The 21,776-nt window shown below is 70.6% G+C and carries 21 protein-coding genes; 14 read left to right on the forward strand and 7 right to left on the reverse strand.

Features of this window, described 5'->3' with window-relative positions; translation table 11 throughout:
• Nucleotides 1-4 precede the first annotated feature (4 nt).
• On the reverse strand, nucleotides 5-883 hold the full coding sequence (locus tag JJQ90_RS08245) for a universal stress protein (protein WP_216874270.1): 879 nt from the start codon (nucleotides 881-883) through the stop codon (nucleotides 5-7).
• A 381-nt stretch (nucleotides 884-1,264) separates the two neighbouring features.
• Between JJQ90_RS08245 and JJQ90_RS08250 the strand changes: the two genes are divergently transcribed.
• Together JJQ90_RS08250 and JJQ90_RS08255 are read left to right on the forward strand one after the other, a co-directional pair.
• On the forward strand, nucleotides 1,265-2,770 hold the full coding sequence (locus tag JJQ90_RS08250) for an L-lactate permease (protein WP_216874271.1): 1,506 nt from the start codon (nucleotides 1,265-1,267) through the stop codon (nucleotides 2,768-2,770).
• A 45-nt stretch (nucleotides 2,771-2,815) separates the two neighbouring features.
• On the forward strand, nucleotides 2,816-3,760 hold the full coding sequence (locus JJQ90_RS08255; protein WP_216874273.1) for a 1-phosphofructokinase family hexose kinase: 945 nt from the start codon (nucleotides 2,816-2,818) through the stop codon (nucleotides 3,758-3,760).
• Nucleotides 3,761-3,869: 109 nt separating this feature from the next.
• Here JJQ90_RS08255 and JJQ90_RS08260 read toward each other — a convergent pair whose 3' ends face one another.
• Complete coding sequence (locus tag JJQ90_RS08260) at nucleotides 3,870-4,442, reverse strand: hypothetical protein (protein WP_216874274.1); 573 nt, start codon at nucleotides 4,440-4,442, stop codon at nucleotides 3,870-3,872.
• A 339-nt stretch (nucleotides 4,443-4,781) separates the two neighbouring features.
• On the opposite strand from JJQ90_RS08260, the gene JJQ90_RS08265 reads away from it, so the two are divergent.
• From JJQ90_RS08265 to JJQ90_RS08275, 3 genes are read left to right on the forward strand one after another with little or no spacing between them, the layout of a single operon-like run.
• Entirely contained in the window at nucleotides 4,782-5,921 is a 1,140-nt protein-coding gene (locus JJQ90_RS08265; RefSeq protein ID WP_216874276.1) for a glycosyl hydrolase family 8, read from the forward strand.
• A 57-nt stretch (nucleotides 5,922-5,978) separates the two neighbouring features.
• On the forward strand, nucleotides 5,979-6,992 hold the full coding sequence (locus tag JJQ90_RS08270; RefSeq protein WP_216874278.1) for a hypothetical protein: 1,014 nt from the start codon (nucleotides 5,979-5,981) through the stop codon (nucleotides 6,990-6,992).
• On the forward strand, nucleotides 6,989-8,113 hold the full coding sequence (locus tag JJQ90_RS08275; RefSeq protein WP_216874280.1) for a hypothetical protein: 1,125 nt from the start codon (nucleotides 6,989-6,991) through the stop codon (nucleotides 8,111-8,113). Before JJQ90_RS08270 ends, JJQ90_RS08275 begins: the two co-directional genes overlap by 4 nt.
• A gap of 15 nt (nucleotides 8,114-8,128) precedes the next feature.
• Here the strand turns inward: JJQ90_RS08275 and JJQ90_RS08280 are convergent, their stop codons facing one another.
• Entirely contained in the window at nucleotides 8,129-8,581 is a 453-nt protein-coding gene (locus JJQ90_RS08280) for a PaaI family thioesterase (protein ID WP_216874282.1), read from the reverse strand.
• A gap of 49 nt (nucleotides 8,582-8,630) precedes the next feature.
• On the opposite strand from JJQ90_RS08280, the gene JJQ90_RS08285 reads away from it, so the two are divergent.
• Both JJQ90_RS08285 and JJQ90_RS08290 read left to right on the forward strand, forming a co-directional pair.
• Complete coding sequence (locus JJQ90_RS08285; RefSeq protein ID WP_216874284.1) at nucleotides 8,631-8,882, forward strand: DUF6522 family protein; 252 nt, start codon at nucleotides 8,631-8,633, stop codon at nucleotides 8,880-8,882.
• A gap of 172 nt (nucleotides 8,883-9,054) precedes the next feature.
• On the forward strand, nucleotides 9,055-11,028 hold the full coding sequence (locus JJQ90_RS08290) for a hybrid sensor histidine kinase/response regulator (protein WP_216874286.1): 1,974 nt from the start codon (nucleotides 9,055-9,057) through the stop codon (nucleotides 11,026-11,028).
• A 15-nt stretch (nucleotides 11,029-11,043) separates the two neighbouring features.
• Here JJQ90_RS08290 and motA read toward each other — a convergent pair whose 3' ends face one another.
• Nucleotides 11,044-11,910, reverse strand: coding sequence for a flagellar motor stator protein MotA (motA, locus tag JJQ90_RS08295; protein WP_216874288.1), 867 nt, complete (start codon nucleotides 11,908-11,910; stop codon nucleotides 11,044-11,046).
• Nucleotides 11,907-13,079, reverse strand: a complete 1,173-nt coding sequence (locus JJQ90_RS08300; protein WP_216874290.1) for a flagellar motor protein MotB — start codon at nucleotides 13,077-13,079, stop codon at nucleotides 11,907-11,909. The genes motA and JJQ90_RS08300 overlap by 4 nt, the downstream gene beginning before the upstream one ends.
• Before the next feature lie 168 nt (nucleotides 13,080-13,247).
• On the opposite strand from JJQ90_RS08300, the gene JJQ90_RS08305 reads away from it, so the two are divergent.
• Nucleotides 13,248-13,772, forward strand: coding sequence for a M15 family metallopeptidase (locus JJQ90_RS08305; protein WP_216874291.1), 525 nt, complete (start codon nucleotides 13,248-13,250; stop codon nucleotides 13,770-13,772).
• On the opposite strand, the gene JJQ90_RS08310 is transcribed toward JJQ90_RS08305, so the two are convergent.
• Both JJQ90_RS08310 and JJQ90_RS08315 read right to left on the reverse strand, forming a co-directional pair.
• A complete protein-coding gene (locus JJQ90_RS08310; RefSeq protein ID WP_216874293.1) occupies nucleotides 13,765-14,751 on the reverse strand; it encodes a threonine ammonia-lyase in 987 nt (328 codons plus the stop codon). The genes JJQ90_RS08305 and JJQ90_RS08310 overlap by 8 nt on opposite strands.
• Nucleotides 14,748-15,917, reverse strand: a complete 1,170-nt coding sequence (locus JJQ90_RS08315) for an NAD(P)/FAD-dependent oxidoreductase (RefSeq protein WP_230410491.1) — start codon at nucleotides 15,915-15,917, stop codon at nucleotides 14,748-14,750. Before JJQ90_RS08315 ends, JJQ90_RS08310 begins: the two co-directional genes overlap by 4 nt.
• A gap of 149 nt (nucleotides 15,918-16,066) precedes the next feature.
• On the opposite strand from JJQ90_RS08315, the gene JJQ90_RS08320 reads away from it, so the two are divergent.
• The 6 genes from JJQ90_RS08320 (at nucleotide 16,067) to JJQ90_RS08345 (ending at nucleotide 21,773) form a co-directional block, all read left to right on the forward strand.
• Nucleotides 16,067-17,428: an ABC transporter substrate-binding protein gene (locus tag JJQ90_RS08320; protein ID WP_216874295.1), complete on the forward strand. Its 1,362-nt coding sequence runs from the start codon at nucleotides 16,067-16,069 to the stop codon at nucleotides 17,426-17,428.
• A 70-nt stretch (nucleotides 17,429-17,498) separates the two neighbouring features.
• Nucleotides 17,499-18,440: a carbohydrate ABC transporter permease gene (locus JJQ90_RS08325; protein WP_230410492.1), complete on the forward strand. Its 942-nt coding sequence runs from the start codon at nucleotides 17,499-17,501 to the stop codon at nucleotides 18,438-18,440.
• The gene (locus tag JJQ90_RS08330) at nucleotides 18,440-19,336 is read left to right on the forward strand and encodes a carbohydrate ABC transporter permease (protein ID WP_216874296.1); all 897 of its coding nucleotides are present in this window, start codon (nucleotides 18,440-18,442) and stop codon (nucleotides 19,334-19,336) included. The genes JJQ90_RS08325 and JJQ90_RS08330 overlap by 1 nt, the downstream gene beginning before the upstream one ends.
• A gap of 10 nt (nucleotides 19,337-19,346) precedes the next feature.
• Entirely contained in the window at nucleotides 19,347-20,447 is a 1,101-nt protein-coding gene (locus JJQ90_RS08335) for an ABC transporter ATP-binding protein (RefSeq protein WP_216874297.1), read from the forward strand.
• Nucleotides 20,448-20,504: 57 nt separating this feature from the next.
• A complete protein-coding gene (locus JJQ90_RS08340; protein WP_216874298.1) occupies nucleotides 20,505-21,590 on the forward strand; it encodes a malate/lactate/ureidoglycolate dehydrogenase in 1,086 nt (361 codons plus the stop codon).
• Complete coding sequence (locus JJQ90_RS08345) at nucleotides 21,591-21,773, forward strand: hypothetical protein (RefSeq protein WP_216874299.1); 183 nt, start codon at nucleotides 21,591-21,593, stop codon at nucleotides 21,771-21,773.
• Nucleotides 21,774-21,776: the final 3 nt, after the last annotated feature.

The following is a 21,776-nucleotide window of genomic DNA, read 5'->3' on the forward strand; positions in this document are numbered from 1 at the left end:
GATCCTAGCTTGACTGGCGCACGGTCATGGTATCGCAGGGCAGGGCGGCGAGCAGCCGCTTGGCGGTGCTGCCGACCAGGAAGCCGGCGAGGCCGCTGCGCCCCTGGGTGCCGAGCACCGCCAGCCCGACGCCGCGTTCCCGCACATAGTCGCAGACCAGTCCGCTGACCTCGCCATGTTCCAGCAGGGGGGTGACCCGTTCCTGCCAGCCCGGCGCGGCCCTCACGCCGTCCAGGAAGGTCGCCTGCTCCGCCAGGGCCATCTGCCGCATCTCCTCCTGATTGGCGCCGCGGCTGATGAAGCCCTCGAAGGGCACCTGATAGCTGTGGAACAGGGTGATGCGGGCCTCGGGGAACAGCCGCAGCGCCGTCTCCAGCGCATGGCGGGAGGCGGCGGAGAAGTCCGTCGCGACAAGGATCTCGCGATAGGAACGCTGCGCGCGGCCCTTCACCACCAGCACCGGCATCGGCGCGTGGCTGACCAACCGGTCCACGATGGCGCCAAGCGAGGCGCGCCCCAGCATCTCATCCCGGGCGACACCCGTCACCAGCAGCCCGGCACCCAGCGCGCCTGCCTGGTGCAGGATGGTCTCGGCCGGGTCGCCGCGCGCCAGCAGCACCTCCGGATCGAGCCCGCTGCCTTCGAGATCGGCGCGGATCTGCGCCTCCACCATCGCGCGGCCGCCGCCGTCCTCACGCCGCCAGGAGGGCCTGTCCGCCGGTACCTCGCCGGGGATCACATGCAGGATGGACAGCTTCGCACCCCAGGCCTGGGCGAGGCGCACGGCGCGGTCCTGGGCGCGGTCGCAGCGGCTGCTGAGATCGGTGGCCAGCAGGATGCGGCGCGGGATGGCGCTGTCGGCCGACACTTGCGGTGGCGTCATGGCCATGGGGTCCTCCTTCGATATGCGACGCGTAGATTGAGGGAATGGGAACGTCACAACATTGATGAAAATCAATGTTGTCGGACGAAAGCTGGCGCCGCTTCGCCGGGCGGGGTTCAGCCAACGGCCCCTCCGTGCGGATATGGTGCGCGGATTCTCAATCGTTTGATACCGGCGGGCCGGTCCTTGACCGGTCCGAGCGGCCGCCGCCGCGGGCGTGCCTTCGGCACGGCCGCATCAGGGTGGCCCGGGGCGGTCACGCGGAAGGGCCGTTGGTATGATACAGCGGTGGGCGATGCGGGCCGCGGATCTCCGCCGCGGCCTGGAACGGTGTCGCGCTGGCGCGGGGCATCGCGCTGCCACGCAGGGGGGGATGAGCGGATGATGACCATCGCGGCGCTGTCGCCCATCGCGCTGATCGTGCTGCTGATGGCCGGCGCCGGGCGCGGCGCGGTGCCGGCCGGACTGGCCGGTTTGGCCCTGGCTTTGCCGGTGGCCCTGCTCGTCTTCGGCTGGCAGGGGCCGATCGCTTCTGGCGGCGCGGCCGCGGCGCTGGGCGGCGTGGCGGCGGAGGCCGGCTTCTCCGCCCTCACCATTCTCTGGATCGTCGCCCCGGCGCTGTGCCTGCATGAGCTTCAGCAGGCCAATGGCGGCACGGAGACGCTGCGCCGCGCCCTGCTGCGGCTTTCGGCCGACCGGCGGGTGACGGCGCTGCTGGTGGCCTGGTTCTTCACCCTGTTCACCGAGGGGGCGGCGGGCTTCGGCACCCCGGTGGTGCTGGCGGCGCCGATCCTGGTCGGGCTGGGCTTTCCCCCGACCCAGGCTGTGGCCATGGCGCTGCTCGGCCATGCGGTGGGGGTGTCCTTCGGGGCGGTGGGCACGCCGGTGGTGCCGCAGGTGGCGGCGAGCGGGCTGGATCCGCGGGCGCTGTCGGGCGCCACGGCGCTGCTGCATGCGGGCTGCGGCTGGGTGATGGCGCTGGCGCTGCATCGGGTGACGGGATCGGGGCCGGGATCGGGCGGGGCGGCCCTGGCGCTGCGCGCTGCCCTGGCCTTCCTGCTGCCGTTCCTGGCCATCGCCATCTGGATCGGGCCGGAACTGCCCACATTGGGCGGCGCCCTGATCGGCGGCCTCGCCTTCATCGCAACCCTTCCGCGCCGGCCCCGCGCGGCGGCGGAGCCGGCGCCGGGGGCGGCGGCGCTGGGGCGCGCGGTGCTGCCCTATCTGCTGCTGCTGGGCCTGATCCTCGCCACCCGCCTGCTGCCGGGGGTGGGGGAGGTGCTGTCGGCCCCGGCGCTGGGCTGGTCCCTGGCGGATGGCGCCTTCCACGGCGCGATGCAGCCGCTGACCCATCCTGGCACGCTGCTGCTGGCCAGCCTTTTGCTGGCGGTGGCCCTGCGCCGGGAAGGCCTGCCCGCGCTCCGCCAGGCCGCCGCCCGGGCCCTGCCGCGCCTGCCGCCGGTGCTGCTGGCGCTGGTGCTGATGCTCGGCCTGGCGCGGCTGATGGTGCATTCCGGCATGATCGCGGTGCTGGCGGAGGCGGCGGCGGGCCTGGCCGGCGGCGCCTGGCCGCTCTTCGCCGCGGCCACCGGCGCGCTCGGCACCTTCGTCACCGGCTCCGCCACCGCATCGAACATCCTGCTGACGGATTTCCAGCTCGCCACCGCCACGGCGCTGGCGCTGCCGGCCCTGCCGCTGCTGGCCGCCCAGGGCTTCGGCGCGGCCATCGGCAATGTCATCTGCCCGCACAATATCGTCGCCGGCGGGGCCAGCCTGGGCCTCGCGGGGCAGGAGGGCGCGGTGCTGCGCCGCACCTTGCCGGCCTGTGCCCTGGCCTTGGCCATGGGTGGGGCGCTGACACTGGCGGTGATTTGGTTCGGGACATGATCCCGCCCCCTCGCCTCGCGGCGTGCCCTCTGGCAGGTTTATCGTATGCCAAGTGAAAAACGCATCGTCACGCTGACGGCCAATCCCTCCATCGACCTGGCCAGCGAGGCCGAGTCGGTGCGGCCCGTGCGCAAGATCCGCACCCGCAATGAGCGCTATGACCCCGGCGGCGGCGGGGTGAATGTCGCCCGCGTGGTACGGGAACTGGGCGGGCAGGCGCTGGCCGTGCTGCTGGCCGGCGGTGTCACGGGCCGGTTCCTGGAGGAACTGGTGGATGACCTCGGCCTGCCGCGCCAGATCGTGCCGATCGCCGGCCGAACGCGCATCGCCCAGATCGTGCAGGACCTGTCGAGCGGCCTGGAATACCGCTTCATTCCCGAAGGGCCGGAGGTGACGGAGGCCGAGGCCCGCGCCACGCTCGATGCCCTGGCGAAGGCGGGCGGTCGCTGGCTGGTGCTCAGCGGCAGCCTGCCGCGCGGCATGGGCGGTGATTTTTTCGCCCGTGCGGCGGTGGAGGCCCGCGCGCGCGGCCAGCGGGTGGTGGTGGACAGTTCCGGCCCGGCGCTGCGCGCGGCGATCGAGGCCGGCGGGTTGGAACTGGTGAAGCCGAGCCTCGGCGAATTCGAATCCCTGATCGGCCGCAAGCTGCCCGAGGCGGCGGAGCAGGAGGCGGCGGCGCAGGAATTGGCGCGCTCCGGCGCGGCGCGGCTGGTGGCGGTGACGCTCGGCCATCGCGGCGCGGTGCTGGCGAGCGCGGAGCGGGTGTGGCGGCTGCCGGCGCCGGATGTGCCGGTGCGCGGCGCCTCCGGCGCCGGGGACAGCTTCGTCGCGGCGATGACCCTGGCGTTGGCGCGCGGCCTGGCGCCGGAGGAGGCCTTCGCCTGGGGCAGCGCCGCCGGTGGCGCCACGGTGGCGCAGGCGGGCACGGCCCATGCCCAGCGGGCGGAGGTGGAGGCGCTGTACACGCTGATGCGGCGGCTTCTGCGCTGAAGCGTGATGATGGGAGGCGGACTCACCGAGACATCGGAGGCTCGCGATCAGGCGGAAGCAGGATCATGCGGCATGCACGACGGTGCAAGCCGCATGATCTGGCGTGGGTTCAGCGCGGTACCGGCACCGCGGACCAGGCCACGCGCCGGGCCAGGGGGGCGGCGCCTGGCGCGGGTTGCGGGTCGTCCTCCAGCACGTAGCGCACCTCCAGCAGCAGGGGCGGGGGACCGGGCAGATGCCAGGCCAGCCGGTGCAGGGTGAGGTCCAGCCCGCGCCGACTGTCGCTTTCACCCGTTTCCACTGCAGGAGGGCCGAGCCGGCCGATGGCCTCGGCGCGCAGTTGCGCCAACGGTGTCGGTTCGGCCAGGTCGCGGGTCCACCAGGCCGCGACCAGCGGGGCCCAGGGCGCGGCGCCGGCGCTGGCCATCCGCAGGCCGGGGCACAGCAGCCAGGCGCCGGCGGGGCTGCAGCGGTCGGCGACAGGCAGGGCGACATGCAGCAGAAGCCCATCTGACAGGGCCTGCGGCGCCTCCGGCACCAGCCCTTGATCGCGTGCCAGCGCCAGCGCTTGGCTGATCGGCATGGGTGGCAAGGGCAGGGTGGCGCCATCCATGGCCAGGGTGGCGCCTGGAAGAAGGCCGGCGAGAAGGGAAGCCAGCCGGAATGCGGGGCGGCGTTTCATCCGATCAGCCTAGGCCTCACCGTCTGGCGGATCGTGATCCATATCAATTTCAGTTCGAATTCTTGTGGGGCATGCTCTGTCCCAGCGGATGAGGGTTCCCATCGCCCCCCCTCACGGCTTGTGCCCACGGAGACACCGCAACGCAATACATGTGGTGAAAGATTTTCTGTGGAATTATTGTTCACGTAGGTGAAAGTAACACTTCACTGCATACTTGAGATATTGCGAATTAGGTCGCTGCACGTCAGAGTATATTTTCTAAAATGTATTTACTGTGGAGTGTCGATATTGCCCGGGTTCCCGCCCCGATGTGTCGGTGGCCGCCGCGCACTGACTTCGATGCTGATATCCTCCCTGCCGGCCCTGACCTTGCCTGCCGGGAGCCATCCTGCGCAGGCCTCCGACCCCCTGCGCGTCGCCATTGCATCCCGGCCGGAGGTGGCGCGGGATGCGGGCGATTGGGCGGGCTTCTGCCGCCGTTGGCTGCTGCCGGAGGGCCGGATCATCGATTCCGGCAACCGCAACGTCTCGCATAGCGAGGGCCAGGGCACCGGGCTGATCTTCGCCGCCCGGCATTCCGACCGGAGCAGCTTCGAACGCATCCTGCGCTGGACGCGCGGCACGCTGCGCCGCCCGGGCGATTCGCTGCACGCCTGGCGCTACAATCCGGGCGCGGCTATCCCGGTGGATGACCCGAACAATGCCACCGATGGCGACCTGCTGATCGCCTGGGGCCTGCTGATCGCGCATGAGCGCTGGGGGGATGTGGCGCACCGGGCCGAGGCGCTGGCCATCGCCCGCGACATCCTGCGGCTCTGCGTGCTGCGACGGGGGGATGAGGCGCTGCTTCTGCCCGCCGCCTATGGCTTCCGCCACGCCGACCATGTGGTGCTCAACCTGTCCTACTGGCTGTTCGGCGCGCTGCGGGCGCTGGAGGCCGCGATGCCCGATCCGGTCTGGCGCGCGCTGCGGGAAACCGGGCTGCGCCTGACCCGGGCGGCGCGCTTCGGCCGCTGGGGGCTGCCACCCGACTGGCTGATGCTGCCCGCCAATGGCAGCAGCCCCCGTCCGGCCCCGGGCTGGCCGCCGCGCTTTTCCTGGGATGCGGTGCGCGTGCCGCTGCATCTGGTCTGGGGCGGCCATGTGGCGGAGCCGACGTTGCGGGCCTGTGCCGAGTTCTGGGGCGATCCGCGCTGGCGCCGGATTCCAGCCTGGGTCGATGTCGTCACCGGCGCCACCGCCCCCTATGCCGCCACGCCGGGAATCCTGGCGATCGCGCAGCTTGCCATGGCCGCCCAGGCGGGTTGGGGACGGCATGAGGCGCTGCCCCGCGTCGCCGATGCGACCGACTACTACGCCGCCAAGCTGGTGCTGATGTCGCACTACGCCTGGGATGAGCGCGGCCTCGACATGTCGGAGGAACCCCGGCGGCGGCTCCGGCAGTTCGAATCCGGCCCAGGGGCAAGGGCGCGGAACTGAATCCCTGTCCGGGACAAATACTTTGTTCATCCACCGCCCGGCACTCTGGCCCGGCCGATGCCCCAACCTGTCCCCCGCCCGCCGGCGCGCCCGGCGCTTTTCGCCGAGCGCGGCTGTGCCGTGCCCTTCACCGCGCCCCTGCTCGCGGGCGCCAGGCTGCGCAGGCAGTCGCCCGAACCCGCGGAATTGCTCCTGCCCGGACCGGGTGGCACGGAGGTCGTGGCATGGGACGCCTGCCTGGCGCGGCGCGCCCCCTCGCTGCATGACCGCCAGCTCTGGGCCCGGATCTCCCAGCAGGAACGACCGACCCCGGCCCTGATCCGCGCCGCGGCGCGGGAGGTGGCCTGGCTGGGCTATGCCGGCCGCCCCGCCCAGGCCGCCGCCCTGACCGCGCAGCGGCAGCAGGAGGCGGTGCGCGACGTGGTGCGGGAGGCGCTGGCCAAGGCCTTCGGCGAGGAAGCGGCCGCCGGCGCGCTGCTCGGCCCGATGGTCGCGATCCTGGCCCAGGCCGGGGTGGGCCACGACCAGCTTGCGCAAAGCCCGCCCACGGCGGCGATCCCGCAGGGTATCGTCGCCCTGCAGGCCTTCTGTGCCAGCATCGCCGCCTTCGCGCAGTCCGCCCCCGGCCAGGCCGAACGTCGCGCCGCTTCCATCGCGCTCAGCGCCGCGCGCATGACCCTGCCCAAGGCGGATGCCTGCCTCGCCGCGCTCTGGGCGGCGGTGGCCGAGCTGCCCCCCGGCCCGGCGCGGCAGGCGCCGCAGCCGGCGGAGGTGCTGCCCAAGCTGGCGGCGCTGGCCGCGCGGGCGGAATGGCTGCTGGATGGCTGGCCGATGCTGGGCGCCCTCTGGGCTTCCGCCGATCCGGCGGAGCGCGGTGTCCTGCTGGCGGAAATGCTGTCCATGCTGCCGGTGTTGCCCCGGGAGGCCGAGGGCTGGGCCGAGGATCCGCCACAGGATGCCCCCTGGGACACGCTGCTGCGCGCCCGGGACGCGGTGCTGCCCGGCCTGCCGGAGATGCCCGCCGGGATGTGGATGGCCCGCCATGAGGCGCTGCGGGCGCTGGTGCCATGAGGTTGCTCGGCGGGCAGACGCGACGGCTGCACCAGGCGCTGCAACAGGGACAGGACCATGGGGCGGGGCGGGTGCTGGGCCTGCTGGAGGGTCTTCCGGTCGTGCCGGAACGCCCCATGCGCCTGGCACAACTGCTGTTCCTGCCGCTGGAAGGCGCAGTGGGCGCGGCGCAGGGCCTGCCCTCCTTCCCCCGCGCCGCCATCCCCGCGACCACCGCGCTGGTCGCGAGGCACCTGCCGGCGCTGGCGGCGGAGGTGGAGGCCGCCGCGCCCTGGCATGGTCTGGCCGACCATGCGGTGGTCGCCGGCCTCGGCGCCCGGCTCTGGCCCGCGGCCGGCCAGGCGCTGCGGGACGGCCCGCCCGACGGCTGGACGGCGCCGGGCCTGACGCCGGAGACCGTGCTGCCGGCGCTGAAACTGGCCAGTGCGCTGTGGCGCCGCGCCGTGCCGCTCTGGCAGGCCTCCCTGGCGGTGAACCCGTCGGAGGCGGTGCTGCGCACCACATTGGCGTCGCTGGCGGCCGAAGGGCCCGCACCCCTGGCGGCGGGCATGGCCTTCCTGCTGCGCAACGCCGCCCGGCCCGGCCTGGTCGCCAGCCTCGCGACCCGGCTGGCGCCGGAACTGGCCGCCATGGCCGAGGCGGCGCTGGCGGCGCGGCTGGCGGCGGAGGTGGCCTGCCTGGCCGAATGCGACCATGCCGCCGCGATGGCGGCGACCGCCGCGCGGCTGGCCGTTCTGCTGGCGGAGCCGGAGGCGGATGCGCCGGCAGCGCGGCAGGCGCTGGTGGCGCGGTTGCGGCGTGAGGCCGCCCAGGCCTGCCATGGCCATTACGCGACCGCGCTTGCCGCGCGGCTGCTCGCCCCCGCCACCCGCGCCGCCGCGGCGCCCCCGGCCGATGATGCGACGGTGGCGATGCTGGAGGCGACGGCGCGCGACCTGTGTGGGCTGGAGGCCGCTGGGCGCGAACTGGGCCAGCAGGCCGAGTTCGAACGACGGCGGGAGGAAGCGCTGCGCCGCCTCGCCCGGCTGGCCGGGAACCCGGCCGGGCTCAGCCGCATCGAGCTGGCCCGGCTGGCGGAAATCCTGGCGGGGCCGGAGGCCGGGCTGGCCCTGCTGGTATAAGGCCTGTCCAGTCGCTCAGGCGCCGGGCTTCTGGCCCTCATGCGTCTCGCTGCCGGCCCGCCAGCGATGGGTGGAGGCGCCGAAGGCGACCATCTGGCCGGATTCGTCGAAGACCTCCGTCCGCACGAAGAAGATGTTGCGGCCGCGCTGCGCCATGCGGCCCTCGGCGATCACCCGCCCGCCCTTCACCTGGCCGGTGAAGCGGCAATCGAGGTCCAGCGTGACCGCCTTGCGGACATTGCCGGGCACGCTGCACCACAGACCGGCATAGCCGGCGGCCTGGTCGATCATCGACAGGATCAGCCCGCCATGGATGATGCCGGACCGGTTGCGATGCGCATCCCCGGCCTGGCAGGCGAGGCGGGCGAAGCCGTCCTCCCAGTGGATCAGGGTCAGGCCGAGCAGCCTGTGATAGGCTGCGCCGTCGGGGTCCAGGCTGGCGGGATCGGGAGGCGGGATCTGTGTCATGCCTCCCCGTTGCCGTTCCGCGGCGCCCTGGTCAACCAGGGAGACAGCGATGACCTTGCCCGAGCGGGTGGAGATCGATGCGGCCGGCGATGTGGCGCTGACCGCGGAACAGGCGGCCGCGCTGCTGGGTGTCGCACTCCCCGACTTCCTCGCCGATCTGCGCGCCGGCCATGTCTATTCCGTGGTCGAGCGCGGCGAGGGCGCCGATGCCGGGCGGCTGCGCCTGACCCTGCACCGCCGCGCCACGCAGCGCCGCCTGCTGGTGGAGGCCGGCACGGGCCGTGTGCTCGGACCCGGCTGAACGGCAATAAGCCTCACGACAATGGGAAGGTTTTGGGCTCTAATTGTGTCAATGCATCAACCGATGCGGTTCAGACTGCGGCGGCGCCGCGGGCCAGACCGCGGCGGTGCCGCGCCCTGTGGCGGTGCCGCCGTGAATCGGCCAGGCGGGACCGCCCGCGATGAGGTCGCCCATGCAGGAAGATGCCTTGATCGATGCACTTGCCGACGCCCTGCCGGGCTGCGCCGCCATTCGCCTGGCACCCGATGGCCGCATCATCCATTGGACGGAGGCGGCGCAGCGGATCCTGGGCCATGCCGAGGCGACCGCGCTCGGCCAGCATGTCGGCATACTCTATGCGCCGGAGCAGGCGGCGGCCGGCCAGCCCTGGCGCGACCTGGAACAGGCGCGGAGGCGGGGGCGCCTCGTCCTGGAATCCTCGATCTGCCGGCAGGACGGGTCCTGCTTCTGGGCGCAGAGCACGATCCTGCCGCAACCGGAGCCGGAGGCCGGCTTCGCCCTGCTGCTGCGTGACCTGACCGAGCAGCGGCGTGCCATCGATGCGCTGGAGGCCACCCGCCGGGAGCTGGAGGAGCGGGTGACGGAACTGACCGCGCTGCGCCGCCAGCAGCGCGGCGCCGGGGAGGCGCGCTTCCGCCAGGTGGTGGAGGCGGCGCCCAATGCCATGGTGATGATCAATGCCGCCGGGCTGATCGAGATGGTGAACGCCCAGGCCGAGCGCGTCTTCGGCTATCCGCGCGCGGAGATGCTGGGCCAGCCGGTGGAGATGCTGGTGCCCGCCCGCTACCGCCACCATCACCCGGGGCTGCGCGGCGCCTTCATGTCCGATCCACGCTCCCGCCCCATGGGCGCGGGGCGGGATCTGCACGGGCTGCGCAAGGATGGCAGCGAGTTCCCGGTGGAGATCGGTCTCAACCCGATCGAGACCGAGGACGGGCCAATGGTGCTCTCCGCCATCCTCGACCTGTCGGCGCGGGTGCAGCTGGAGGCGCTGCTGCGCCAGGCGCAGAAGATGGAGGCGGTGGGGCGGCTGACCGCCGGCGTGGCGCATGACTTCAACAACCTGCTCCAGGCCATGATCGGCAGCCTGGAGATGTTGAAGGACCGCGTTCAGTCGGATCCGAAGAGCGAGGAACTGGTCGAGGCCTCGATCGACGCGGCACTGCGCGGGGCGCGGCTGACGCATCATCTTCTCGCCTTCTCCCGCAAGCAGGTGCTGCGGCCGAGCCGGATCGAGATCGCCGGCCTGCTGCGCCGCACGGTGTCGATGCTGGAACGCACGCTCGGCCCGAATATCCGCATCAGGGCGGAGGAGGAGCAGGGCGGCCTGCATGCCTTCGCCGATGCGGCGCAGCTTGAGGCCTGCATCCTGAACCTGTCGATCAATGCGCGCGATGCCATGCCGCAGGGCGGCACCCTGACCATCCGCGCGCAAGGCTGCCATATCGGGCCGGAGGCGGCGACCGAGACCCTGCCCGCGGGCGACTATGCCCTGCTGGCGGTGGAGGATACCGGGTCCGGCATTCCGCCGGAGCTGCTCGACAAGATCTTCGAACCCTTCTTCACGACGAAGGGCGTGGGGGAGGGATCCGGTCTGGGCCTGCCGATGGTGCTCGGCTATGCGCGGCAATCCGGCGGCGATGTGCGGGTGACCAGCCAGCCCGGCCAGGGCACGCGGGTGGAGCTGTTCCTGCCGCGCAGCGCCTCGGTGGATCTCGACCGGGCGGCGGATCGGCAGGCCGCGCCGGTGCAGCCCGCGCAGGGCCGGGTGCTGCTGGTGGATGACGCGCCGGCCGTGCTGCAGACGCTGGGCGCCTTCCTGTCCGGCGCCGGCTACCAGGTGGTGCGGGTGGGCAGCGGCGATGAGGCGCTGCGCCTGGTCGTGGCCGGTGCCAAGCTGGATTGCGTGGTGACCGATTATGCGATGCCGGGCATGTCCGGCGTGGACCTGCTGCGCCGGATCGAGACGCTGCGGCCGGAACTGCCCGGCCTGATCGTGACCGGCTATCCGGGCGTGGAGAATCTGAGCGACCTGCCGCCGCATATCCAGATCCTGCGCAAGCCCTTCCTGCGCGCGGAGCTGCTGCGCCGGGTGCGCGCGCTGGTCACCGAGGGGCGGCTGGCACTGCGACCGCCGGGTGGCTGACCGCCTTCGGCCCGATCAGCCGATCTGGAGGTTCTGCAACGCCTCCTCCAGCTCCGCGAAGCTCGGCATGGAATGGGTCGGCGCGGTCTTGCGGCCGGCCTCCACCGCCACCTGCGGTGCATTGCCGTGCAGATGCGCGACCAGCACGGCGCGGATCACCTCGTAGTATTTGCAATCCTCCAGGATCACGCCGTTCAGTCGCGTCGCCATCGGCCCCATCACGCCATAGGCCAGCAGGATGCCGAGGAAGGTGCCGACCAGCGCACCGCCGATCATGCCGCCGAGCACGGCGGGCGGTGAATCGATGGAAGCCATGGTCTTGATGACGCCCAGCACGGCGGCGACGATGCCGAGCGCGGGCAGCGCATCGGCCGTGGTCTGGAAGGTGTGCGCGACATGCATCTCCTCCTCCCGCACCTTCTTCAGCTCCTTGGACATGATGTCCTCGATCTGGTGCGGGTCGTCGGCATTCATGCCGACCATGCGCAGGTAGTCGCAGATCATCGCCAGCGCGATCTTGTCCGCCATGATCTTGGGGAACTTCTGGAAGGCCGGGCTTTCGGAGGGCTTCTCGATATGCGCTTCCAGCGCCATCGCGCCCTTGGTCTGCGCCAGACGCACGAACCAGTAGAGCAGCGACAGCAGGTCGACATATTCGTGCTTGTGGAAGCGCTCGCCCTTGATGATCTTCCCGAAGCCGCCGAGCGTGTGCTTCACGCTGTGCATGCTGTTGCCCATGACGAAGGCGCCGATGGCGGCGCCGCCGATCATCATCATCTCATAGGGCAGCGACTTCAGGATGATGCCGAACTTGCCGCCGGCGATCATGTAGCCACCGAAGACCATCGCCAGCAGGAAGACCAGGCCACCGATTGTCGTCATCGCACAAGGCTCCGTGGCGTGGAGGGGGTGGGGGCGGCGGCGCGTTGCGCCGGGGGCGTCACGCTGGCCGGGCGCGCGGGAGCAGCGGCCGGCGGTGTCGTGGCCGGAGCTGTCGCCGCGCCGGGTGGCGGGTCGCGCAGCAGGGTGATGGAGACGCGTCGATTGCCCGCCGCATTGGGCGTCTCCGGCAGCAGCAGGTCGCGCGCGGCATGGCCGGTGACGCTGCGGATGCGGCTTTCCGCCAGGCCGGCCTCGGTCAGCAGCCGGCGCGTGACATTGGCGCGTTCCGCCGAGAGGTCCCAGTTGGAGCGATCGCCGCCGCCGCGGAAGGGCGTGGCATCGGTGTGTCCGGCGATGGCGATGGAATTGGGCAGCCGCGCCACCGCCTGGGTGACGCGGGCCAGCAATTGCCGGGCGCGGTCATTCGGTGCGGCGCCGCCAAGGGCGAACATCGGCTGCTGGTCGGCGTCCAGAAGCTGGATGCGCAGCCCCTCCGGCACCTGTTCCACCCGCATCTGCTGGGCGAGTTCGGCCAGCAGCGGGTCCTCCGCCACGGCATTGCGCAACTCCTCCGCCGTGCGTTCGAATTCGGCGCGTTCGCGGCGTTCGTGCTCGGCGCGCAGCGCGGCGTCGCTCAGCGCCCGCGCCTCGGCCTCGCGCCCCTCCTCCTGAAGCTGTGCGATCCGCGCCTGTTCCACCGGGTCCATGTCGCCCGGCGGGGCGTCGGCGCGGGCCTGCTGGCTGCGGCGCTCCTCGGCCTCCTCATCCTCGCCTTCCGGCGCGTCGCGCATCGGGATGGGGCGGGCGACGGTGGGCACATCCTCCTCCACCTCCACATCCTCCAGCACCGGCAGGGGGCCGTGCTGCAGGCGGATGGCGCCGGCATTCTGGGTGAGCTGGGCGGATTCGTTCGGCGTGCGCCCGCCGAAGGGCTGGCCGGAGCCGGTGGTGCTCTGGCCCAGGACATTGGTGGGGGCGAAGTAGTCGGCGATGCCGCGGCGCTGTTCCTCCGTGGTCGCGTTCAGCAGCCACATCAGCAGGAAGAAGGCCATCATCGCCGTGACGAAGTCGGCATAGGCGACCTTCCAGGCGCCGCCATGGTGCCCGCCGCCGCCTTCCTCGATGCGCTTGATGACGATCGTCGCGCCGTTTTTGCCGCCCTTGGCCATGGATCTCCATGAAGTCCCATCCGCGCCCCTGTTGGGCCGGTCGGGGTAGGAGATAGCGGAGGTCGGTTAAGAGGGCGCTAAGGCGGCGCGCGATGCGGTTGCGCCATCAGGCAGCGCCGGATTCATGTTGCTGGTTCACAACAAAATCCGCCAGGGTTTGCTGGCAGGATGGAGGCGCATGACATGCCCGTATGGCCGCAGGATACAGATGCCGCACTGGATGCCTTCTACGGCGATCCGGACAAGGACAACGACGGTGCACCCGATTCGCATTGGGAAGGCGCCAATCTGGTTGCCATTCCCGCGCGCTGGAGAATGGTGGCGTCCTGGGATCATGGACTCAAGATCAGGTCACTGCGTATCCACTGGCGCTGCGCCGAAAGCCTCGGGCAGGCGCTGGACACCATCATGTCGCATTACGGCAGCCAGTCCGCGATCGAGGCCGCGCGCATGCACCTCTACGGCGGGGGGTATACGTTCAGGCGACGGACGAGCGGCAGCCGCCTGTCCACCCATGCCTATGGCGCGGCAGTGGATTTCGACCCGGCTCGCAACGGGTTTGGCGTGCCGTGGCGTGACGGCGCCGGGATGATGCCGGTGCCGGTGATCCAGGCGTTCCAGGCCCAGGGATGGGTCTGGGGCGGCGATTGGGGCACGCCGGATGCCATGCACTTCCAGGCGGCCATCAGCTGAGGGGCGAGGCCAGCGCCTTCGCGAAGGTCGCCGGGTCCACATTGCCGCCGCTGACCACCACGCCGACGGCGCGCCCCCGGGCTTCCACCTTGCCGGCCAGCACCGCGGCCAGGGCGACGGCGCCGCCCGGCTCGGCCACGATCTTCAGATGTTCGAAGGCGAAGCGCATCGCCCGGAACACCTCCGCCTGCGTCACCACCACGCCACCGGCCAGGCGGGGCTGGTTGATGGCGAAGGTCAGCTCGCCGGGCCGCAGCGACAGCAGCGCGTCGCACAGGGTGGCGCCCTGGCCGTCATTGGCGATGCGCTGCCCCGCTTCCAGCGACAGCCGCGTATCGTCCCAGCCCTCCGGCTCCACCGCCCAGATGGCGGTGGCGGGGGAGGCGTCCTCCGCCGCCAGGGCGCAGCCGGCGATCAACCCGCCGCCGCCAGTGCAGACGGCCAGCGCATCCAGCGACAGGCCGGCGGCGGCGGCATCCTCGACCAGTTCCAGCGCCAGCGTGCCCTGGCCGGCGATGACGTCCGGATGGTCGAAGGGCGGCAGCAGCGTGGCGCCCCGCTCCGCCGCCAGCCGTGCGGACAGCGCTTCCCGGTCCGTCGTCCTGCGGTCGAAGAAGGTGATCTCCGCGCCCCAGCGGCGGGTGCTCTCCACCTTGATGGCGGGCGCGTCCTGCGGCATGGCGATCAGCGCCTTCATGCCGAGCAGCGCCGCCGCGCAGGCCACCGCCTGGCCGTGATTGCCGGAGGAATGCGTCACCACGCCGCCGGCCCGCGCGGCGTCGGACATCCGCAGGGATGCGTTGGTGGCGCCGCGCAGCTTGAAGCTGCCGGTGCGCTGCAAGGGCTCCGGCTTCACCAGGATGGTCCCGCCGGTGATCTGGTCCAGCAGCGCGTGGCGCAGCATCGGCGTGCGGATGATATGGGGCGCGATGCGCGCGGCGGCGGCGCGCACATCCCCCGCCGTCGGCAAGGCGGTCATGCGGCGGCCCTGAATCGATTGGGATCGACCAGCGGCACCACCGGCCGCAAATCCTCCGCCACCGCGCCGGCCACCAGCCCGGCCACCAGCCGCCCCGCCGCCGGCGAGGTCTGGATGCCGTAGCCGCCCTGGCCGATCATCCAGAGGAAGCCCGGCGCCCCTGCCGCAGAGGCCCGGGCATCGAAGCCGATGGCCAGGCTGCGATCCGGCGTGAAGCTGCGCAGCCCGGCCCAGCGATGCTCCACCCGGTGCACGGGAATATCGAGCGCCTGCTGCATGCGGTCGATGGCGATGGCGATGTCGATTTCGTCCGGCTGCACGTCATGCGGCGGCATGTCGGTTTCATCGGCCGGGGAGACCATCAGCTTGCGCCGCGCCTCCGGCCGCACGTACCAGCTATGCGCCGCATCGCCGACCAGGGGCCAGCCGCTGCAATCATGCTGGCCGGGATCGATGATGAGCGCGGTGCGCCGCTTCGGTTGCAGCCCGATCGGGGCGATGCCGGCCAGCGCCGCGACCTCATCCCCCCAGGCGCCGGCAGCGTTCACCAGGACCGGGGCGCGGTAGACGGTGCCGTCATTCGCCGTGGCGTGCCACAGGCCCTTCTCGTGCCAGATGCGCCCGGCCCTTGCGCGCAGCGCCAGCACGCCGCCCGCCGCCCGCGCGGCCTTCAGGAAGCCGGCATGCAGCGCGGCCACGTCGATGTCGAAGGCATCGCGCTCGATGGCGGCGGAGACGGCATAGCCGGCCTTCAGCGGCGGCCCCATGGCGGCAACCTCCGCCACCGCGATCGGCTCCAGCCCCTCGCCGGCGTCGAGCATCGCCTGCATCTCGGCCGCCTGCTCGGCGGGGGCGATGGTGACCACGGGGCGCTGCGCGAAGAGCGGCGCCTCGGCGAAACCCGCGGGCGGCGCGGCGAAGAAGGCGCGGGAGGCGGCGGAGAGGCGCCGGACATCCGGCGGGCCGTAGTTCTGGATCCAGATGGCGGCGGACCGCCCGGTGCTGTGATAGCCGGCGGTTTCCTCCGCCTCCATCAGCGCGACGCGGCCGGTGGCCGCGCAATGGGCGGCCGCGGTGGCGCCGGCGATGCCGGCACCGATCACGACCACGTCGAAATCGAGAATGTCCATGGCCGCATCGTCCCGCGCCCCGGGGGTTCGGGTCAATCCTCCGGCATCCGGCGATTCCTGCGGCAGCGGGCGATTCCTATCGCGCAAGCAACGTCATCAGCGGTTGCATGGGCGCGCAAAGGCTGACTAACCTTTCCGCGGGAACAAAGCGGACCGGAGAACCGGCCGCGAGGGAGGAGGTTCGGATGGCATTCGACGGGATGAGCCGGCGCGATGTGCTGCGCGCCAGTGCCTTGGCCACCGTTGCGGGCGGAACGCTCGCCGCGCCTGCGGTTCACGCCCAGGCCACCACCACATTGCGCTGCGGCTTCTGGGACCACTGGGTTCCGGCGGGCAATGGCGCGATGCGTGAACTCTGCGCCGAATGGGGCGAGAAGAACCGCGTCAATGTGCAGGTCGATTTCATCACCTCGGTCGGCAACCAGAACCTGCTGACCATCGCCGCCCAGGCGCAGTCGCGCTCCGGCCACGACATCCTGTCCTTCCCGACCTGGGAGCCGGCGGCGAAGTACGACATGCTGGAGCCGCTGGACGATGTGATGGGCCGGCTGACGGCGAAATACGGTCCGGTGAACGCGGCGGCGGAATATCTCGGCAAGATCCGCGGCAAATGGGTGGCGATCCCGGCGGTGTCGGGCACCCAGATGAAGCCGGCCTGCGTCCGCTTCGACCTGATGGAGCAGCATGCGGGCATCGACATCCGCGCCATGTGGCCCGCGAACGACACCCGCGGCCCGGGCGCCGACACCTGGAACTGGGACACCTTCCTGACGGCGGCGGAGAAGTGCCACGCCGCCGGCGTGCCCTTCGGCATGCCCATGGGCTCCTTCACCGATGCGGTGGATACGGTGGGCGCCATCATGGCCTCCTTCGGCGCCAGCATGATGGACCGCGAGGGCAAGGTCACGGTGCAGGGCAATGCCAAGCTGAAGACGGCGGTGGAGTACCTGGTGAAGCTCTCCCGCTTCCTGCCGAACGATGTCTGGGCCTGGGATGATGGTGCCAACAACCGGGCGCTGATCTCCGGCCGTTCCGCGCTGATCTTCAACCCGCCCTCCGCCTGGGCGGTGGCCAAGCGGGATGCGCCGCAGGTGGCGGAGAAGTGCTGGACCGTGCCGGTGCCGGCCGGGCCGGAGGGGCGCTTCACCCCCTACCTGCCGTATTTCTGGGGCATCTGGGCGTTCAGCCGCAACAAGGGTCCGGCCAAGCAGCTTCTGGAATTCCTGTCCGAGCGGACCTCCGCCGAGAAGCAGACCAACACCAGCAACGGCTACGACATCCCGCCCTTCGTCAGCATGAACAACTTCGAGGTCTGGGCGAAGGAAGGGCCGCCGGTCGGCACCGTCTACAACTACCCGCTGCGGGCGCACCACAACGCCACCGCCAGCATCGCCATGGCCCCGGCACCGGCGGAATTCGCCGTGCAGGCCTATCAGCAGGCGCTGAACACCAAGGTGGTGGCGCGCATCGCCCAGGGTGGCGAGACCATCGACCAGTCGCTGGACTGGCTGCATCGCGAACTGACCAACATCGTCCGCGGCGGCTGAAGCCGGCGCGGCGGGGGCGACGGATGGGCGGCCGCGGCCGCCCATCCGCAAGGATGCAGGGGAGAAGTTCATGGTAGCCGATGGCAGCCACGCCCTGGGCGGCATGGCGAGCAGGGATCGCGGACGCGCCAACGCCATGCAGCGCTTCGCGCGACGGCGATCGACGATCGCCTTCCTGATGACCCTGCCGCTGCTGGCGATCATCGTCGGCCTGGTCGCCTATCCGGCGGCCTATGCCATCTATCTCTCGACGCTCAACCGGCGGATGACGGCCTTCGCCGGCACGCTGAACTTCGAATTGCTGTTCGAGAGCGACACCTTCTGGATGGTGGCGTTCCAGTCCTGCTTCTTCGCCATCACGGCGGTGGTGCTGAAGGCCTCCATCGGCTTCTGGCTGGCGCATATGCTGCACCACATCCCGGACAAGGGGCAGCGCAAGTGGCGCGGCATGCTGCTGGTGCCCTGGGTGATCCCGCCGGCGCTGTCGACGCTCGGCTGGTGGTGGATGTTCGACCCCTCCTACTCCTCGATCAACTGGCTGCTGGCCGTGATCTCGGTGCCGGAGGTGCCGTGGCTGGGCCACCATTGGTGGGCGCGCATCGCCATCATCATGGTGAATGTCTGGATCGGCGCGCCCTTCTTCATGATCATGTATCTGGCCGCGCTGAAATCGGTGCCGGAGCAGCTGTATGAGGCGGCGATGATCGACGGCGCATCCTCCTTCCAGAGGCTGCGCTACGTGACGCTGCCGATGATGGCCAACATCATCTCCATCACCGTGCTGTTCAGCCTGATCGTGACCTTCGCGAATTACGACATCGTCCGCGTGCTGACCAATGGCGGGCCGCGCGACCTGACGCATGTCTTTGCCTCCTACGCCTTCCAGGTCGGCATCCTGTCCGGCAACATCCCGCGCGGTGCGGCCGTGTCGCTGTTCATGTTCCCGATCCTCGCCCTCTGCGCCTTCTTCGTGCTGCGCAGCGTCACCCGGCGCAACAAGGAGCAGATGTGATGTCGGCCACCACCGCGGGCGAGGCCCCGAAGGGCATCTACCACCTGGCCGGCAGCCTCCGGAAGGAACGGCGCTGGGCGTTGTTGACGGCCTATATTTCGCTGGTCATCGCCGCCATCATCTTCATGGCGCCGCCCTTCTACATGTTCATCACCAGCCTGAAGGGCAGCGGCGAGATCGCCAGCCAGATCGGCAGCCCCTGGCTGGTGCGCGACCCGACGCTGGAGAACTACACGGCGATCATCTTCAACCCGCTGTTCCAGCGCTTCATGTTCAACAGCATCGTCATCACGCTGTTCGTGGTGGCGCTGACCATGGTGATCTCGATCCTCGCCGCCTTCGCGCTGGCGCGGATGCGCTTCTTCGGCAGCCAGGTGCTGGCGACCGGCGTGTTCCTGACCTACCTGGTGCCGGACACGCTGCTGTTCATTCCGCTGTACCAGATCGTCGGCGGGCTCGGCCTGCTGAATTCGATCTGGGGGCTGATCCTGGTCTATCCGACGCTGACGGTGCCGTTCTGCACCTGGATCATGATCGGCTACTTCACCTCCATCCCGAAGGAGCTGGACGAGGCGGCGCTGATCGATGGCGCGTCCTGGTCGCAGATGCTGCTGCGCATCTTCATCCCCGTGGCGCTGCCCGGGATCATCGCGGCCACGATCTTCGCCTTCACCGTGTCCTGGGCCGCCTTCGTCTATCCGACCGCCTTCGTCACCACGCCGGACCAGATGCCGCTGACCATCGGCGTCGTCTCCCAGCTCGTGCGGGCGGATACCTTCGCCTGGGGGCAGATCATGGCCGGTGCCCTGGTGGCCGCGCTGCCGCCGGTGGTGATCTACGCCTTCCTGATGGACTACTACATTGCCGGCCTGACCGCCGGCGCAACCAAGGGCTAGGGAATCCGACATGGCTGAGGTTTCGGTCCGCAAGGTGGTCAAGGCCTATGAGGGCAATGTCCAGGCGGTGAAGGGCATTGATCTGGAGATCGCGGACCATGAATTCGTCGTCCTCGTCGGTCCCTCCGGCTGCGGCAAATCCACCACGCTGCGGATGATCGCGGGGCTGGAGGAAATCACCTCCGGCGAGATCGCCATCGGCGGCACGGTGGTGAACGACATTCCGCCACGCGACCGGGACATCGCGATGGTGTTCCAGAACTACGCGCTGTATCCGCACATGTCGGTCTACGAGAACATGGCCTTCGGCCTGACGCTGCGGAAGTTTCCGAAGGCGGAGATCGCCAAGCGCGTGAACAATGCGGCGCGGATCCTGGATATCGAGCCGTTGCTGGAGCGCAAGCCGAAAGCGCTGTCGGGCGGCCAGCGGCAGCGCGTGGCGATGGGCCGCGCGATCGTGCGGGATCCGAAGGTGTTCCTGTTCGACGAACCGCTGTCGAACCTCGATGCCAAGCTGCGCGTGCAGATGCGCACCGAGATCAAGAAGGTGCATCAGAAGGTGCGCACCACCACCGTCTATGTGACGCACGACCAGGTGGAGGCGATGACGCTGGCGGATCGTGTGGTGGTGATGAACCACGGCATCATCGAACAGGTCGGCCCGCCGCAGGAATTGTATCACCACCCGAGGACCCGCTTCGTCGCCGGCTTCATCGGCAGCCCGGCGATGAATTTCTTTCCGGCGCGGATGGAGAATGGCTCCGGCGCGCTGCGGCTGAACCTGCCCAATGGCATCGTGCTGCCGGTGCCGGCGGATCGCACGGCGCGCTACCAGGGCGCGGCGGGGCGGGAGGTGCTGTTCGGCATCCGCCCGGAACACCTCACCGAGCCCAAGAACCTGGAGCGCGACAATATCGCGGTGTTCGATGTGACGCCGGAGGTGATCGAGCCGATGGGGATGGAGACGCTGGTGCATTTCTGGATGCAGGGCGCCGAGATCTGCGCGCGAATCGACCCGACGACCCCGGCCGAGCCAGGGGTGCCGATGCCGCTGGCGGCGGACCTCAACCACATGCATGTGATCGATCCGGAAAGCGGCATGGTGCTGTAGGTTCCCGGCGGCGCGGAGCTGTTCTAGGCTGGCGGCACAAGAAAATCCGAGAGAGCCATGGCCGCCGAATATGTCACCGTGCCCGCGCCTGCCCTGGAAGCGGTCGTCGAGAAGATCTTCGCGGCCGCGGGCTGCGATGGCGGAGAGGCCAATCGCATCAGCACCCATCTGCTCGGCGCCAATCTGGCCGGGCATGACAGCCATGGCGTGGCGCGGGTGCCGCGCTATGTGGAATGGCTGGAGGCCGGCTATGTGCTGAAGGGCCAGCAGGCGGAGATCGTCACCGATGGCGGCTGCTTCGCGCTGCTGGATGGCAAGTTCGGCTTCGGTCAGACGGTGGCCCCGCAGGCGGTGGAACTCGGCATCGCACGCGCCTTGCAGCATGGCATCGCGGTGGTCGGGCTGCGCAATGCCGGGCATATCGGCCGGGTCGGCGAGTATTCCGAAAAGGCGATCGAGGCCGGGCTGATCTCCGTGCATTTCGTCAATGTCGCGGGCAGCGTGCTGGTGGCGCCCTTCGGCGGGGTGGAGCGGCGATTCTCGACCGCGCCCTTCAGCGTCGGCGTGCCGCTGCCGGGTCGGCCGCTGATCCTGGACTTCGCGACCTCGCTGGTGGCGGAGGGCAAGGTGCTGGTGGCGTCCAATGGCGGGAAGGCGCTGCCGCATGATGCGCTGATCGAGCCGGACGGGCAGCTTTCCGCCGATCCGCACACGCTCTATGGCGACTATCCCCAGATCGGCCCGCGCAACCCCTCCAACGGCAAGGGGGCGATCCGCGCCTTCGGCGAGCACAAGGGCAGTGGGCTCGCCTTCATGTGCGAGATGCTGGCCGGCGCGCTGACCGGCGGCGGCACGTCCGGCCCCGTCGATGCGCGGGGGCGCATCGCCAATGGCATGCTGAGCTTCTACGTCTCGCCCAGGCATTTCGGGACCCAGTCGGAATTCGAGGCGACGGGCCGCGCCTATGTGGATTGGGTGATGGAAACGGCACCGGCCGATCCCGCCAGCCCGGTGCTGGCGCCCGGCGACAAGGAAGCGCAGACCCGTGCCGATCGGCTGGCGCATGGCGTGCCGCTGCAGCCGGACACCTGGGAGAGCATTCTGCAGGTGGCCCGGCGCCTCGGCGTGCCGACCAACGGCTAGGTGGATCCCCTCACACGCGCGCTGATCCGGATGGCGCAGTGGCTGCGCCATCCGCCATCCCGCCGCACCGTCCAGATCATCGTCGTGGTGCTCATCGTCGCCACGGCGCTGGTGCTGGTGGAACGCTTCATCGGCTGGCCGGACTGGGCGACGACCGACCGGGTGCCGATCCGGCGGATGTAGATC

Origin of the sequence: Falsiroseomonas oleicola (assembly GCF_019029495.1) — a bacterium.
Taxonomy (GTDB): Bacteria; Pseudomonadota; Alphaproteobacteria; order Acetobacterales; family Acetobacteraceae; genus Falsiroseomonas; species Falsiroseomonas oleicola.